Origin of the sequence: Paraburkholderia sp. SUR17 (assembly GCF_029536165.1) — a bacterium.
In the GTDB taxonomy this organism is placed as follows: domain Bacteria; phylum Pseudomonadota; class Gammaproteobacteria; order Burkholderiales; family Burkholderiaceae; genus Paraburkholderia; species Paraburkholderia kururiensis.
On sequence record NZ_CP120508.1, the window covers coordinates 1,945,176 to 1,959,734 of the forward strand.

11 protein-coding genes and 2 tRNA genes are annotated in these 14,559 nt (G+C 63.1%); 4 read left to right on the top strand and 9 right to left on the bottom strand.

Annotation, left to right across the window (positions count from 1 at the left end; genetic code table 11):
* Nucleotides 1-57: 57 nt before the first annotated feature.
* A complete protein-coding gene (pgi, locus tag P2869_RS08575) occupies nucleotides 58-1,683 on the top strand; it encodes a glucose-6-phosphate isomerase (protein WP_277598022.1) in 1,626 nt (541 codons plus the stop codon).
* Nucleotides 1,684-1,717: 34 nt separating this feature from the next.
* Here the strand turns inward: pgi and P2869_RS08580 are convergent, their stop codons facing one another.
* Nucleotides 1,718-2,404, bottom strand: a complete 687-nt coding sequence (locus tag P2869_RS08580) for an ABC transporter ATP-binding protein (protein WP_277598023.1) — start codon at nucleotides 2,402-2,404, stop codon at nucleotides 1,718-1,720.
* A 28-nt stretch (nucleotides 2,405-2,432) separates the two neighbouring features.
* Here P2869_RS08580 and P2869_RS08585 point away from each other — a divergent pair, with 28 nt between their 5' ends.
* Both P2869_RS08585 and P2869_RS08590 read left to right on the top strand, forming a co-directional pair.
* Nucleotides 2,433-3,107: an arylesterase gene (locus P2869_RS08585; protein ID WP_277598024.1), complete on the top strand. Its 675-nt coding sequence runs from the start codon at nucleotides 2,433-2,435 to the stop codon at nucleotides 3,105-3,107.
* 118 nt (nucleotides 3,108-3,225) lie between these two features.
* Nucleotides 3,226-3,567: a hypothetical protein gene (locus P2869_RS08590; RefSeq protein WP_126877320.1), complete on the top strand. Its 342-nt coding sequence runs from the start codon at nucleotides 3,226-3,228 to the stop codon at nucleotides 3,565-3,567.
* Between the two features lie 195 nt (nucleotides 3,568-3,762).
* On the opposite strand, the gene P2869_RS08595 is transcribed toward P2869_RS08590, so the two are convergent.
* From P2869_RS08595 to tig, 8 genes are all read right to left on the bottom strand, one after another.
* Entirely contained in the window at nucleotides 3,763-5,700 is a 1,938-nt protein-coding gene (locus P2869_RS08595) for a SurA N-terminal domain-containing protein (protein WP_277598025.1), read from the bottom strand.
* Between the two features lie 88 nt (nucleotides 5,701-5,788).
* A tRNA-Asp gene (locus tag P2869_RS08600) sits at nucleotides 5,789-5,865 on the bottom strand.
* A gap of 67 nt (nucleotides 5,866-5,932) precedes the next feature.
* Nucleotides 5,933-6,008 (bottom strand) — tRNA-Val (locus P2869_RS08605).
* A gap of 117 nt (nucleotides 6,009-6,125) precedes the next feature.
* Nucleotides 6,126-6,398, bottom strand: a complete 273-nt coding sequence (locus tag P2869_RS08610; protein ID WP_017773870.1) for an HU family DNA-binding protein — start codon at nucleotides 6,396-6,398, stop codon at nucleotides 6,126-6,128.
* 237 nt (nucleotides 6,399-6,635) lie between these two features.
* Nucleotides 6,636-9,056, bottom strand: a complete 2,421-nt coding sequence (gene lon / locus P2869_RS08615; protein ID WP_017773869.1) for an endopeptidase La — start codon at nucleotides 9,054-9,056, stop codon at nucleotides 6,636-6,638.
* A gap of 179 nt (nucleotides 9,057-9,235) precedes the next feature.
* Nucleotides 9,236-10,507, bottom strand: a complete 1,272-nt coding sequence (gene clpX / locus P2869_RS08620) for an ATP-dependent Clp protease ATP-binding subunit ClpX (protein ID WP_017773868.1) — start codon at nucleotides 10,505-10,507, stop codon at nucleotides 9,236-9,238.
* A 187-nt stretch (nucleotides 10,508-10,694) separates the two neighbouring features.
* Nucleotides 10,695-11,348, bottom strand: a complete 654-nt coding sequence (clpP, locus tag P2869_RS08625) for an ATP-dependent Clp endopeptidase proteolytic subunit ClpP (RefSeq protein ID WP_026121255.1) — start codon at nucleotides 11,346-11,348, stop codon at nucleotides 10,695-10,697.
* Nucleotides 11,349-11,504: 156 nt separating this feature from the next.
* Nucleotides 11,505-12,851 (bottom strand): trigger factor, encoded by a 1,347-nt coding sequence (gene tig / locus P2869_RS08630; RefSeq protein WP_017773866.1) that lies wholly within the window; start codon nucleotides 12,849-12,851, stop codon nucleotides 11,505-11,507.
* A gap of 559 nt (nucleotides 12,852-13,410) precedes the next feature.
* Here tig and P2869_RS08635 point away from each other — a divergent pair.
* Nucleotides 13,411-14,556 carry a glycerate kinase gene (locus P2869_RS08635; protein ID WP_277598026.1) on the top strand — a complete coding sequence of 382 codons (1,146 nt, stop codon included), beginning with the start codon at nucleotides 13,411-13,413 and terminating at the stop codon, nucleotides 14,554-14,556.
* Nucleotides 14,557-14,559 lie beyond the last annotated feature (3 nt).

Sequence of the window (14,559 nt, forward strand, 5' to 3'; positions counted from 1 at the left end):
CGGTGATTTGCGACTGCGCCGCCTTTCCCCTTCGCCCCCATCGTTAGACGAACCGTTATGACGACGCTGAAATCGCTTCCCGCCTGGTCCGCCCTGCAAACGCACTACGGGCAAATTCGCGACGCCCAACTGCGCGACTGGTTCGCGCCGCAGAACGATACCGCGCCGACCCGCGCCGAACGCTTCACGTTCACGGGCGGCGGTCTCGCCGCCGATTTTTCGAAGAACCGCATCACCGACGAAACCCTGCGCCTGCTCGTTCAGCTTGCACGCGAGGCCGGTGTCGAAGCGCGTCGGGACGCGATGTTCGCGGGCGAAGTCGTGAACCCCACCGAAGGCCGCGCGGCCTTGCACACCGCGCTGCGCGCAACGGACCCGCAAGCGCCCTTCCATGCCGAGGTGAAGGCCGAGCGCGCGAAGATGGCCGCGTTCGCCGACAAGGTACGCAGCGGCGCCTGGACGGGACACACGGGCAAGCGCATCCGCCACGTGGTGAACATCGGCATTGGCGGCTCGGACCTCGGGCCCAAGATGGTCGTGCACGCACTGCATCACCTCGCGACGCCCGACATCTCGACGCACTTCGTGTCCAACGTGGACGGCGCGGACCTACATCGCGCGCTCGAAGGACTGAACCCCGAGGAAACGCTCGCCATCGTGGTGTCGAAGACGTTCACCACGCTCGAAACCATGACCAACGCGCGCTCCATGCGCGACTGGTTCGTGGCGAGCGGCTGCGCCGAGAGCGGGCTCGCGAAGCATTTCGTCGGCGTTTCGGCGAACCCGGCGGAAGTCGTGAAGTTCGGCATCGACCGCGAAAACGTATTCGAAATGTGGGATTGGGTAGGCGGACGCTATTCGCTGTGGTCGGCGGTGGGCCTCTCGATCATGATTGCCGTGGGCCCCGCGCAGTTCGACGAACTGCTCGCCGGCGCGAACGACATGGACCGGCACTTCCGCGAGGCGCCGCTCGAACGCAATCTGCCGGTGCTGCAAGCGCTCGTCGGTATCTGGTATCGCAACTTCTTCGGCTCACAGAGCTATCTCGTTGCGCCCTACTCGGAGGCGCTGCATTACCTGCCCTCGTACCTCCAGCAACTGGAGATGGAGAGCAACGGCAAGTCGGCACGGCTCGACGGCGCGACGGTGGATTACCCGACCTCCGCCGTGACGTGGGGCGAACCCGGCACGAACGGCCAGCACGCGTTCTTCCAGATGCTGCATCAGGGCCCGACGATCGTACCCATCGACTTCATCGCCGTGCTCACGCCCGAGCATCCGCTCGCGAGCCACCATGCGAAGCTGCTCGCGAACTGCTTCGCGCAGAGCGAGGCGCTAATGCTGGGACGCACGGTCGAGGAAGCGCGCAAGATCGCCGGCCCGAACAAGCCCGAACTCGTGCCGCACATCGTGTTTCCGGGCAACCGCCCAACCACCACGCTGCTCGTCGATGCCCTGACGGCACGCTCGCTCGGCGCGCTCATCGCGCTCTACGAGCACAAGGTGCTGGTTCAGGCCACGGTGTGGAACATCAACCCGTTCGACCAATGGGGCGTGGAACTCGGCAAGATTCTCGGCAAGGTGGTCGAGGCCGATCTCACTGCCGCTGCCGGCGACGTGAAGGCACACGATTCGTCGACGTCCGCCCTGATCGCGCGGGCGCGCTCGGCGTTGAAACGCTGAACGGCAAACGAAGCGGGGAAAGGCCGCGGGCCGCTCAGACGAGACGGCCCGCTTCGATCGTCACGGTGGCGTCGCAGCGGCGCGCAAGTTCGACATCATGCGTGACCAGCACGAGCGTCGCGCCATGTGCGCGGTTCATGTCGAACATCAGGTCGATCACGGCGTGGCCGGTTGCGGCGTCGAGGCTGCCCGTGGGCTCGTCCGCAAACAGGATGGCCGGACGCGTGACGAACGCGCGCGCCAACGCCACGCGCTGCTGCTCGCCGCCCGAAAGCAGTTTGGGATAGTGCCCCGTGCGCTCGCGCAGGCCCACTTGCTCGAGCAGTTCCCGCGCGCGCGCCGAGGCTTCACGAGCCGACACGCCGCCTTGCAGTTCGAGCGGCAGCATGACGTTTTCAAGCGCCGTGAGGTGAGGCATCAACTGGAATGACTGGAAGACGAAACCGACCGAGCCGCTGCGCAATGCGGCGCGGCCGTCTTCATCGAGTTCGGTGAGTTCATGACCCAGCAGCCGAACCGAGCCGGACGTGACGCTGTCCAATCCGGCGAGTAATCCGAGCAACGTGGACTTGCCCGAGCCGGACGCGCCGACGATCGCTACGCTGCTGCCGGCCTCGATCGACAGATTGATGTCGTCGAGAATCGTGAGCTCGCCTGTCGCGTCCTTGACCTTCTTGCACACACCCCGCACTTCGATGACTGGATCTGTTTTCTTTTGCATGATGAAGCACAGGTTGAAAGTACGCGCCATGCGACTTGTCGCGGCACGGGGCATGGTTGCGGCTGCTGCGGCCGTTGTCACCGTGGGAGCCGCCTGCTTGCCGCAGGATGCGTCTGCCGCGAACGATCAGCCGTCCGGCAAGCCCGTCATCGTGGTGCTGGGCGACAGCCTCTCCGCCGAATACGGCCTGCCGCGCGACAGCGGCTGGGTGGCGCTGCTGCGTCAGCGCCTCGCCAGCGAGCGGATCGATTATAACGTTGCCAATGCAAGCATCAGCGGCGACACCACCAGCGACGGCCGCTCGCGCCTGCCTGCGCTGATGCAACGGCTCAAGCCCGCCATCGTGATCGTGGAACTGGGGGCCAACGACGCCCTGCGAGGCGTACCGCTCGCGACCACGGAAGCCAACCTGCGCGCCATCGTCGAAAGCGTGCGGCGCGGCAACGCGAAAGTGGTGCTGGTCGGTATGTACGTACCGCCCAACTACGGCCCGGCCTACACGCAAAAGTTCCACAGCCTGTACGGCCAGCTCGCGCAGGACATGCGCATACCCCTGGTACCTTTCCTGCTCGCAGGGATCGAGAACAAACCGGCCATGTTCCAGGCGGACCAGATCCATCCCACGCAGCAGGCGCAGCCCGCGTTGCTCGACAACGTCTGGCCGACGCTCAAGCCGCTCCTGCGCAACCCCGCCACGCAGTAAGGCGCGCTTTACATCTTGTTTCCGGAAGATGCGGAACATGACCGGCAAGGGGTGATCTGACACGTTCGCTTCACCTTCAACAACCGGCTCGTTCAGAGCGCAACAGGAGGGAGATGCCGTGAAATACTTACCGCTTATCGCGCTTACGGTTGCAATATCGGCGTGCGCCACGCGTCCCGCGGGCGTGCAATCCGTTGGAGAAAGCCGGCAGCCGCCGGCCACTGTCGCGCAGTGCGTCGCCCAGAAATGGGCCGACAAGTCGCAGCAGCAGGTCACCTCGCAGGTCATGCTGGCAAACGGCCAGGCCGTCGATGTCTACGCGCCGGGCCAGCAGCCACCCAATGGTGCGGCTGCCGTGATTCGTCCGTCGTGGTCGGGCAAGGGCGGCACGTGGGCTGGTTTCCGCCCGAACGGCGCCGCGGGCAGCGACGCAACCGGCGACATCAGTGCGTGCCTGTGACTGTCGTGTTCGCTTGGGTGTTCGCTCGGGCGTTCGTTTGATCGTTCGCGTGTACCGTTGAGTTCGTCTGCAAACGACGCACGCCAAACCGGTGTGCAGAAAAACAAAGCCCCGCGAATGCGGGGCTTTGTTTTCATGTGCCGGGCCACGAACGGGCCCGACCGATACCGTTGTTAGCCGGCGCGTGCGCGCTGCTCAGTTACCGCTCTGAGGCTGGCTCGGCGAATCCGCCGAGCCATACAACTTCACCTTCGAACGGGCGCGTACAGCATCGACGTAGGCTTGCACCTGCGCTTGCCCCGACACCTGAGCGATCTGCTGCTGGGCACCTGCAAGGCGCTGAGCATCGACGGGAGCGGCAGGAACGATCGAGTTCACGCGGTAGATTGCGTAACCGTCGGCGCCAAGATCCACTCCGACGTAGGCTGGCAAGTTCTTCGCATCGGCCTTGTAAATTGCGCTCAGCGCAGCGGGCGGCACGCCCTGCGTATCGTTGCGCGACACCTTGAGCGGCGAGGAGAAACCGTCCGTCGACTTCGACTTCTGCAACGCGGCCAGCCTGGCCGTGCCGTCCTTGCGTGCAAGCTCAGCGGATTGTTCCGCGATCACCTTTTGCCGTACAGCGTCTTTCACGGCATCGAAGGCAGGCACCGCGGCCGGCTTGTACTCCGTGACGTGGGCCGAAATGAGCGTACTGTTGCCCACGTCGATGGCCTGGGTGTTGTTGTGCGACTTCACGGAGTCGTCTGCGAACACAGCGGCCAGCAACTTCGGGTTGTTGAGCGGGCTGTCCGCCGGTAGCGCCGGGTTGGGCGTCGGGGACACGGTGGCGGTCTGCAGCGTCAGTTTGTACTTGTCCGCAGCGGGTTGCAGGCTTTTCGCCTGTTCATACACCGTTGAGGAGAAGCCCTCCGATTCGTCCGCAAGCAGCTTCGCGGCCTGTTGGGACTTCACTTCGCTCGCGATCGCGGTTTTCACTTCATCGAACGGCTTCGTGGCGGACGGCTTGACGTCCGTGACCTTGATGATGTGATAGCCGAAGTCCGTCTGCACGACGTCGCTCACTTCGTCCTTCTTGAGCTTGAACGCTGCGTCGTCGAACGCCTGGCCACCTGCGATCATGCCGCGCGTGAAGTAGCCAAGATCGCCGCCCTTCGATGCCGAGCCCGGATCCTGCGATTCCTTCTGCGCAATCTGCGCGAACTGGTCCGGGTGCACCTTCACTTCGGCGAGCACGGCGAGCGCCTTCTGCTTCGCCTTCTCCTTGTCGGCCGCGCTTGCATCCTTCGGCGCCGCGATCAGGATGTGGCTCGCACGTACTTCGCCTTCGGTGCGATAGCGCGCGATGTTGTCGTCGTAGTACTTCTTCAGGTCGGCATCGGAAGGCTGGACGGCCGCAGCCACCGTGGCCGGGGACAGCACGACATACTGGATCGTAGCCGTGGCGGGCGTCGCAAAGTCGTTGCGGTGTGCGTCGTAGAAGGCCTGAAGTTGCGCATCGGTAGGCTGCACTTTCGAGGCGTAGTCCCGCGCGCGGAACGCAAACCCCTGAACCTCACGCTGCTGCTCAGCCAGATCCGTGAGCTGCGTGGCGAGCGCCTTGGGTGTGAACGCAGAACTTTGAATTGCGTCGGGCAGTTGCTGAGTCGCGAGGCCATAACGGATACGTTCGTCGTACTGCTCGGGCGTCATGCCTTGCATGGCGAGCAGTTCCTTGTATCGCTCCAGGTCGATCGTGCCGTCAGGCTTCTTCAGCGACGAGATGATCGGGTCGGCCAGCAGCACGCGCCGCACTGCTTCGTCCGATGCCGTGAGATGCAGACGCTGGGTTTCATCGGCGAGCACGCGCTGCTGGATCAGTCCGTCCAGCATCTGGCGCCGGCGCTCGGGTGTATCGAACTGCTTCTGATCGAAGCGGGCGCCGAGCACCTGCCGGGCGCGATCGAGTTGCTGACGGATCGCATTGTCGTACTCGACGCGCGTGATCTTGTGCCCGTTGACGCTCGCGATATTCGCGCTGTCGTCAAAAAAGCCGCGGAAACCCTGGATGCCTACGAAGCCCAGACCTGGCAGCACAACCAGGATGAGCATGAACATCATCAGCCGTTGGTGATTGCGGAAAAAATCGAGCATGCGTAGCCGTTAGCCCTAAAACAGAACGCCCGATATTACAACAGCGGGCAATAAAAAAGGCGAACCGGAGTTCGCCTTCTTGCTTGACTGGCGGAGTGGACGGGACTCGAACCCGCGACCCCCGGCGTGACAGGCCGGTATTCTAACCGACTGAACTACCACTCCTTATTGATGCCCTGCCACCTGCCTCAAGCTCGATGTACCTGAATCACGTGGCGGACCGACCGGGAACTGGTGGGTGCTGAGAGGCTCGAACTCCCGACCTACGCCTTGTAAGGGCGCCGCTCTACCAACTGAGCTAAGCACCCGTCCCTCGGTCTTGCGCCATTACCTTTCGGCTGCGACGCTTCATGACTGCCTGCCGGTTGACTACGCGTAAGACGCGGCATTGTTTGCAGCGCCCAACTCATCAACCAACGAGCCCGCTAGTTTAGCGCATCTTTCAGAGCTTTGCCAGGCCTGAATTTCGGCACCTTGGCTGCCTTGATCTTGATCGCCGCGCCCGTACGCGGATTGCGGCCCGTGCGCGCGGTGCGCTTGCCGACGGCGAATGTGCCGAAGCCGACGAGCGTGACCGTACCACCCTTCTTCAACGTCCCCTTCACGCCAGCGATCACGGCTTCGAGCGCACGTCCCGCTGCGGCCTTCGAGATGTCAGCCTGTTGAGCGATGTGGTCGATTAATTCCGTTTTATTCATTCCAGCCCCCGAGAATGTGTTTGGGCAATTCTGAGTGCGCACGAAGCGCGGGAAATGACGGCCCCGGCAACGCGCCGGGCCCGGTCATTAGAAGAGGCCGAAACCCTTGTGTCAAGCGGGGTTGAGCCTGATCGGGCAGGCCTTCCCGGCGAACTTTCGAAGCTTTCTGGGCAATAAAAAACCCGCGGCAAAAACCGCGGGTTTCAGGACGACTGCAAGAAGAACGGCTATCGGTTCCTAGTGCTTCACGACATCCGTCGCACCAGACTCTTTGCCCGGCTCGCCAACCGGCGGCGTACTCTTCACCTCTTCTTCCGGCAAGGCTTCCGGCGTACGTTCGAGCGCCAGCTCAAGAACCTTGTCGATCCAGCGGACCGGCACGATCTCGATCGCGTTCTTCACGTTGTCCGGAATCTCTGCGAGATCCTTCACGTTCTCTTCCGGAATCAGCACGAGCTTGATGCCGCCACGGTGCGCTGCCAACAGCTTTTCCTTCAAGCCACCAATGGGCAGCACTTCACCGCGCAGCGTGATCTCGCCCGTCATCGCAACGTCGGCTCGCACCGGAATACCCGTGAGCACCGACACCAGCGCCGTCGTCATCGCAATACCGGCGGACGGACCGTCCTTCGGCGTCGCCCCTTCCGGCACGTGGATGTGGATGTCCTGCTTCTCGAACGCTTCGTCCTTGATGCCAAGACGCCGCGAACGCGAACGCACCACCGACCGCGCCGCTTCGACCGATTCCTTCATCACGTCGCCAAGCGAGCCCGTACGGATCACGTTGCCCTTGCCCGGCATGACGGCCGCTTCGATCGTCAGCAGGTCGCCGCCCACTTCCGTCCACGCGAGACCGGTCACCTGACCGATCTGGTTTTCCTTCGCCGCGAGACCGAAGTCGTACTTGCGCACGCCGAGGAAGGTGTCGAGGTTACTGCCGTCCACCTTCACCGCACCTTCGGCCTTCTTGAGCAGAAGCATCTTCACGACCTTGCGGCAGATCTTCGACACTTCACGCTCGAGCGAACGCACGCCCGCTTCACGCGTGTAGTAGCGAATGATGTCGCGGATAGCCTGCTCCGCGACTTCGATCTCGCCTTCCTTCAGGCCGTTGTTCTTCTTCTGCTTCGGCAGCAGGTAACGCTGCGCGATGCTGACCTTTTCGTCCTCGGTATAGCCCGACAGACGGATCACTTCCATCCGGTCGAGCAGCGGAGGCGGAATGTTCAGCGAGTTCGACGTCGCCACGAACATCACGTCCGAGAGGTCGAAATCCACTTCGACGTAGTGGTCTGCAAACGTGTGGTTCTGCTCCGGGTCAAGCACTTCGAGCAGCGCCGACGAGGGATCGCCGCGGAAGTCCATGCCCATCTTGTCGACTTCGTCGAGCAGGAAGAGCGGATTGCGCACGCCGACCTTCGTGAGGCTTTGCAAAATCTTGCCCGGCATCGAACCGATATACGTGCGGCGGTGGCCACGAATCTCGGCCTCGTCACGCACGCCGCCCAGCGCCATGCGCACGAACTTGCGGTTCGTCGCACGTGCAATGGACTGCCCCAGCGAGGTCTTGCCGACGCCGGGAGGCCCGACGAGACACAGAATAGGTGCCTTCACCTTGTCCACGCGCTGCTGGACCGCGAGGTACTCGAGAATGCGTTCCTTCACCTTCTCGAGCCCGAAGTGATCTTCGTCGAGCACGCGCTCGGCGTTCGAGAGGTCGTTGTTGACCTTGCTCTTCTTGCGCCACGGCAGGCCGATCAAGGTATCGATGTAGTTGCGCACGACTGTCGCCTCAGCCGACATCGGCGACATCAGCTTGAGCTTCTTCAACTCGGCGTCGGCCTTCTTGCGGGCTTCCTTGGGCATGCGCGCGGCGGTGATGCGCTTCTCGAGCTCTTCGAGATCCGCGCCTTCTTCGCCCTCGCCCAGTTCCTTCTGGATCGCCTTTACCTGTTCGTTCAGGTAGTACTCGCGCTGGCTCTTCTCCATCTGACGCTTCACGCGTCCGCGGATGCGCTTTTCGACCTGCAGGATGTCGATCTCGGCTTCGAGTTGCGCGAGCAGATGTTCGAGGCGTTCCACGACGGGGAACATCTCGAGGATGTGCTGCTTCTGGTCGAGCTTGAGCGGCAGGTGCGCGGCAATCGTGTCCGCGAGACGGCCGGCCTCGTCGATACCCGAAAGCGACGTGAGAATCTCAGGCGGAATCTTCTTGTTGAGCTTCACGTACTGGTCGAACTGCGAGACGATCGCGCGGCGCAGCGCTTCGGTCTCGGCGCTGTCGGCATGATCCGGTTCGAGCGGCATCACTTCGCACGAGAACTGCGTTTCCTGTTCTTCGATGGAAAGCGTCTTCGCGCGTTGCAACCCCTCCACGAGTACCTTCACGGTACCGTCGGGCAGTTTGAGCATCTGCAGGATGTTGGCGATACATCCCACTTCATACATGTCTTTTTCGGTGGGCTCGTCCTTGGCGGCAGTCTTTTGCGCGACGAGCATGATGTGCTTGCCGCCCTCCATCGCCGCCTCGAGAGCCTTGATCGACTTCGGACGGCCCACGAAGAGCGGAATCACCATATGCGGGAACACGACGACGTCGCGCAGCGGGAGCAACGGGAGCGTGGTGCGTTCGGGCGGGAGGAGTTGGGTTCCTGACATTTCATTTCCCCATGGATGGAATCAGATTGTTCGGTAGGTGAGGCCGGCGAAATCGATTGCAAGCCTCAAGCGTGTGGGAAAAGTTCAGTGACACCAAAAAGTACGCCTTGACCACAAGATAAACGAAAAAAGCCGTTCACACTCCCATGAACGGCTTTTTTCCACAACTCTTTAGCCGATCAATTCGACCCTGCAACCTTCGGTGCGTCCTCGTAGATCAGAAGCGGCTTGCCATCGCCCTCGATCACGTTGTCATCGATGATGATCTTACTGACACCTTTCATTGCGGGCAGCTCGTACATCACGTCCAGCAACGCCTGTTCCAGAATCGAGCGCAGCCCGCGCGCACCGGTCTTGCGGCGGATTGCCTTGCGCGCCACGGCCTGCAGCGCGCCGGGGCGAATCTCCAGTTCGACACGTTCCATCGCGAACAGCTTGTGGTACTGCTTGACGAGCGCATTCTTCGGCTCGACCAGAATCTGCATCAGTGCCGCTTCGTCCAGCTTGCCGAGCGTGGCGACCACGGGCAGACGGCCAATCAGTTCGGGGATCAAGCCGAATTTGATCAGGTCTTCCGGTTCCACTTCGCGCAGCACCTCGCCGGCGTCGCGGTCCTGCTTGCTCTTCACGCTGGCGCCGAAGCCGATGCCGGTTTTCTCGGTGCGATCGGTAATGACCTTCTCCAGCCCGTCGAACGCACCGCCACAGACGAACAGGATGTTCGTGGTGTCAACCTGGATGAAGTCCTGGTTAGGATGCTTGCGACCACCCTGCGGCGGCACCGACGCCATCGTGCCCTCAATAAGCTTCAGCAGGGCCTGCTGCACGCCCTCGCCCGACACATCGCGCGTGATGGACGGGTTGTCCGACTTCCGGCTGATCTTGTCGATTTCGTCGATATAGACGATACCGCGCTGCGCCTTGTCGACCTCGTAATTGCAGTTCTGGAGCAGTTTCTGGATGATGTTCTCGACGTCCTCGCCGACGTAACCGGCTTCCGTCAACGTGGTGGCGTCCGCAATCACGAACGGCACGTTGAGCAGGCGCGCCAGGGTCTGGGCGAGCAGCGTCTTGCCGGAGCCCGTGGGCCCGATCAGGAGAATGTTGCTCTTGGAAAGCTCGACATCGTCCTTCTTGTCGAGATGCTTGAGGCGCTTGTAGTGGTTGTAGACCGCTACCGCGAGAATCTTCTTCGCGCGCTCCTGGCCGATCACGTACTGATCGAGGATCTCGCGGATTTCCTGCGGGCTCGGCAAGTCGGATTTCGACAGACCCGCCTCGACACCCGCGCCGGCTGCCTCGTCACGAATGATCTCGTTGCAGAGGTCGATGCATTCATCGCAGATGAATACCGACGGACCAGCAATCAGCTTTTTCACTTCATGCTGGCTCTTGCCGCAGAACGAGCAATACAACAGCTTCTCGCTGTTAGAACCTTTCTTGTCCGCCATGGATAAATGAGCCTCCGGACACTCTGTTACATGATACGCCGTTTCCTCCCGCCGCAACGGCGGGAGCGCGTGAACCGCACTGCTATGACGGCGTGATGGCCGCAGGCCGCGGGGGCGCTGATCCCGATTATTTCACAAGCGCTGCGCCGGGCGCTCCCACCCCAATTTGGGCGGAAAGCGCGCCGCGTCAGGGGCGCTTATGCAAGACCTGGTCCACGAGGCCATACGCTTGCGCATCTTCGCCGGACATGAAGTTGTCGCGGTCGGTGTCGCGCGAGATGCGTTCGACCGGCTGACCGGTGTGATGGGCCAACAGATGGTTGAGCCGGTCCTTCAGGTAGAGGATTTCGCGCGCCTGGATCTCGATGTCCGATGCCTGGCCGCGCGCGCCGCCAAGCGGCTGGTGAATCATCACGCGCGAGTTCGGCAGCGCAAAACGCTTGCCCTTCGCCCCCGACGCCAGAAGGAACGCGCCCATGCTGGCGGCCAGTCCCATGCACAGCGTCGATACATCTGGCTTGATGAACTGCATGGTGTCGTAGATCGCCATGCCAGCCGAAACCGAGCCGCCCGGGCTGTTGATGTAGAGGCTGATGTCCTTGTCCGGATTCTCGCTTTCCAGAAACAGCATCTGGGCCACCACCAGGTTGGCCGTCTGGTCGTTCACTTCGCCGACCATGAACACGACGCGTTCCTTGAGCAGACGCGAGTAAATGTCATACGAGCGCTCGCCACGGCCGCTCGTTTCCACGACGATCGGCACGAGGCCAAGCGCCTGAGTCTCGAAGTCCCGCGGCGCGTGGGAAGCCAGCGTGTCCAGCAATTGAGCGCGAGTCGTCATGCAATGAGTCCTTGTCCGGAAAATATCGTCTGATTCGCCACGTGGCGACGAACGCCGCGCTATTCAACCATACCGTGGGAAGGGCCAAAAAACGCGGACGAAAAAACGGCGTGCGGGCCGTCGCTCCGACAGCCGGCACGCCGTTGCAGCGACGCCTTACGCCTGCGCCGTCGCGCTTGCCAGTTCTTCGAAGCTGACTTCCTTGTCCGTCACCTTCGCCTTGCTGAGCACGAACTCGACGACGTTGCTTTCGACGACGAACGCTTCCATTTCACCAAGGCGCTGCTTGTTCGAATAATACCAGCGGACGACTTCCTTCGGGTCTTCGTAGCTCTTGGCGAATTCGTCCACTTCGGCGCGAATCTGCTCGGGCTTTGCCTCGAGGCCGTTCTGCTTCACGAGTTCAGCCAGCACAAGGCCCAGCTTGACGCGGCGCTCGGCCTGATCCTTGAACATTTCGGCCGGGATCGGCGCGTCCTTCGCGTTGGGCACGCCGCGCTGCATCAGGTCCTGACGCGCCATCTCGACGAGACGCTCCTGGTCCTGCTCGATGAGCGCCTTGGGCACGTCCAGCTCGGCGATCTTCAGGAGTGCGTCCATGACCTGGTTCTTGACGATAGCCTGGGTGCGACGCTTCGCTTCACGCTCGAGGTTTTCCTTGATCTCGGCGCGCATCTTGACGAGATCGCCGTCGGCGATGCCGAGCGACTTCGCGAATTCGCCATCGATCTCAGGCAGATGCGGCCATTCGACCTTCTTCATCGTGATCGTGAACTGCGCGGTCTTGCCGGCCACTTCCTTGCCGTGATAGTCGTCCGGGAACTTCAGGTCGAATTCGCGCGCTTCGCCCACCTTCAGGCCCTGCGCCGCCTTCTCGAACTCCGGCAGCATGCGGCCTTCGCCGAGCACGAACGCGAAGTCTTCGGCACTGCCGCCCTGGAACGCGACGCCGTCGATCTTGCCGACGAAGTCCACGGTCACGCGGTCGCCGTCCTTGGCCGCCGCGTCCGCGCCGCCATCGCCGTGCTCGCCGGCTTCGCCGCGGGCGTGGAAGTGCACGCGCTGCTTGCGCAGGATGTCGAGCGTGCGATCGATTTCGGCTTCGCTGATCGTGGTGGTCGTGCGCTCGATCTCGGCCGTGGAGATATCACCGAGCGTCACTTCCGGATACACCTCGAACGTCGCGTCAAAGGCGTAGGCGCCTTCGGAGGCGTCCGTTTTCGGGCTGAAGCTCGGCTGACCGGCCACGCGCAGATTCTCGGCGCGGCTGATGTCGAAAAACTCCTTGCCGACCTTGTCGCTCAGCACTTCCGCTTCGACCTGGCCCGAATACTGTTGCGTGACCATCTTGAGCGGCACCTTGCCCGGGCGGAAGCCCGGCATGCGCACATTCTTCGCGATCTGGCGAATACGGGACTCGATCTCCTTCTGCACGGCCTCCTTCGGCAGGGAAATCGTCACGCGGCGTTCGAGCTTGCCGAGGTTTTCAACAACGTTAGCCATGGCTTCAATCGTCCTAAAATTATTCGAGCGAATCTGTCAGTCTTTGCCGTACCGCGCGGTGCCACCGCGTAGGCTGCTTTGCGCTGCAGCCCCGGTTCTGCGAACCGAGCCCTGAGAGCCGCTTCGCCGCGGCCGGCACCGGCCTCGAGTCTCTTTGGCCCCGGCCCATCTGCGGCGCGCCTGCCGCACGCACTTGTTGCACGCACTTGTTGCACGCACTTGCTGCACGTACCTGCCACAGTCCAGGAACCGCCTTCCGGGCACCCACTTTGAGGCCACTTCCAGCACGGTTTGGTCAAAAGAGCCCAGTAGTTTAGCAAACTATTGACGCGCTCAAGCGGAATCGGCGTACCTGCCGTATTCGGCGTGGGTCGCCTTGCGCAAACATTCGGGCGCAAGCGTCCGATGTCCGTCATGCGAGCGCCCGTATCGCGGGCGCGAGCGAGGCTGATAAGCTAACGGGCGCGCATCGCGCGTAGGGCACTGTGGCGGCCCGATGGTGGCCCCACGCCACGCCTTTGCCGATTATTCCAACTTTCACGAGACACCCAGGAACACTATGTCAGACACGTCCGTCGCGCCTGTCGTCGTCATCGCTCCCGACTCCTTCAAGGGTTCGCTCAGCGCCGCCGAGGTGGCCGCCGCCATCGCCGAAGGCGTGCGTCGCGCGCGCCCGGATGCGACCGTGCGTCTGTGTCCCATGGCCGACGGCGGCGAAGGAACGCTCGATGCGCTGCTCTCGCACGGCGGCGTGCGGCGCATCCTCAGCGTGCACGGCGCAGCCGGTACGGCGCGCGAGGCGGCGGTGGGCTTGCTCGAAGACGGCAGCGCCATCGTGGAGACCGCCGAAATCGTCGGCATCACGGACGCGGACGGCATGAGCGTGCCCGTCGAGGCGCGCAGCACGCGCGGCATGGGCGAAGCGATCCGCTCTCTGCTCGACGCGGGCGTGCGGCGCTTCTATGTGGCGCTGGGCGGCAGCAGCACCAACGACGGTGGCGCCGGCCTGCTCGCTGGCCTCGGCCTGAAGCTCTTCGATGCCGCCGGCGAAGCCCTCGAACCCACGCCGGCCTCGCTCGCGCGCCTCGCGCGCGTCGATGTCTCGCGACTGGACGCGCGCGTGGCCGAAGCCACGTTCGTCGGCATGTCCGATGTCGATAATCCGCTCAATGGCGAGCATGGCGCGACCGCCGTATTCGGCCCGCAGAAGGGTGTCCGGCCCGAACAGGTCGAGGCCATCGACCGCTTGCTTGCGCGTTTTGCCGATCTGCTCGAAGCCGCGCTGCAGCGCACGGCGCGTCATGAGCCGGGCGCGGGCGCCGCGGGCGGGCTTGGCTTCGCGCTTCGCATGCTTGGCGCGCATTTCGAGCCCGGTGCCGAAGTGGTGGCCCGCGAGGCCGGCCTCGACGCCTCACTCGCCGGCGCGAACTGGCTGATCACCGGCGAAGGGCGCTCGGACGTGCAAACGCTCCACGGCAAGGCGCCTTTTGTCGCCTGTCGCCACGCGCGCGCTGCCGGCGTGCCGGCGTCGCTGCTCTCCGGCGCAGTGGATCCCGCCGCATTGCCCAGACTGGCGGAGCACTTCAGCGGCTGCTTCTCGCCGGCGCCGGGTCCTATCACGCTGGACACGGCCATTCGCGACGCGGCGCAACTGCTCGCCAACGAGGCGGAACAACTGACCCGCCTGAAATACGGCGTGCGCTGATCG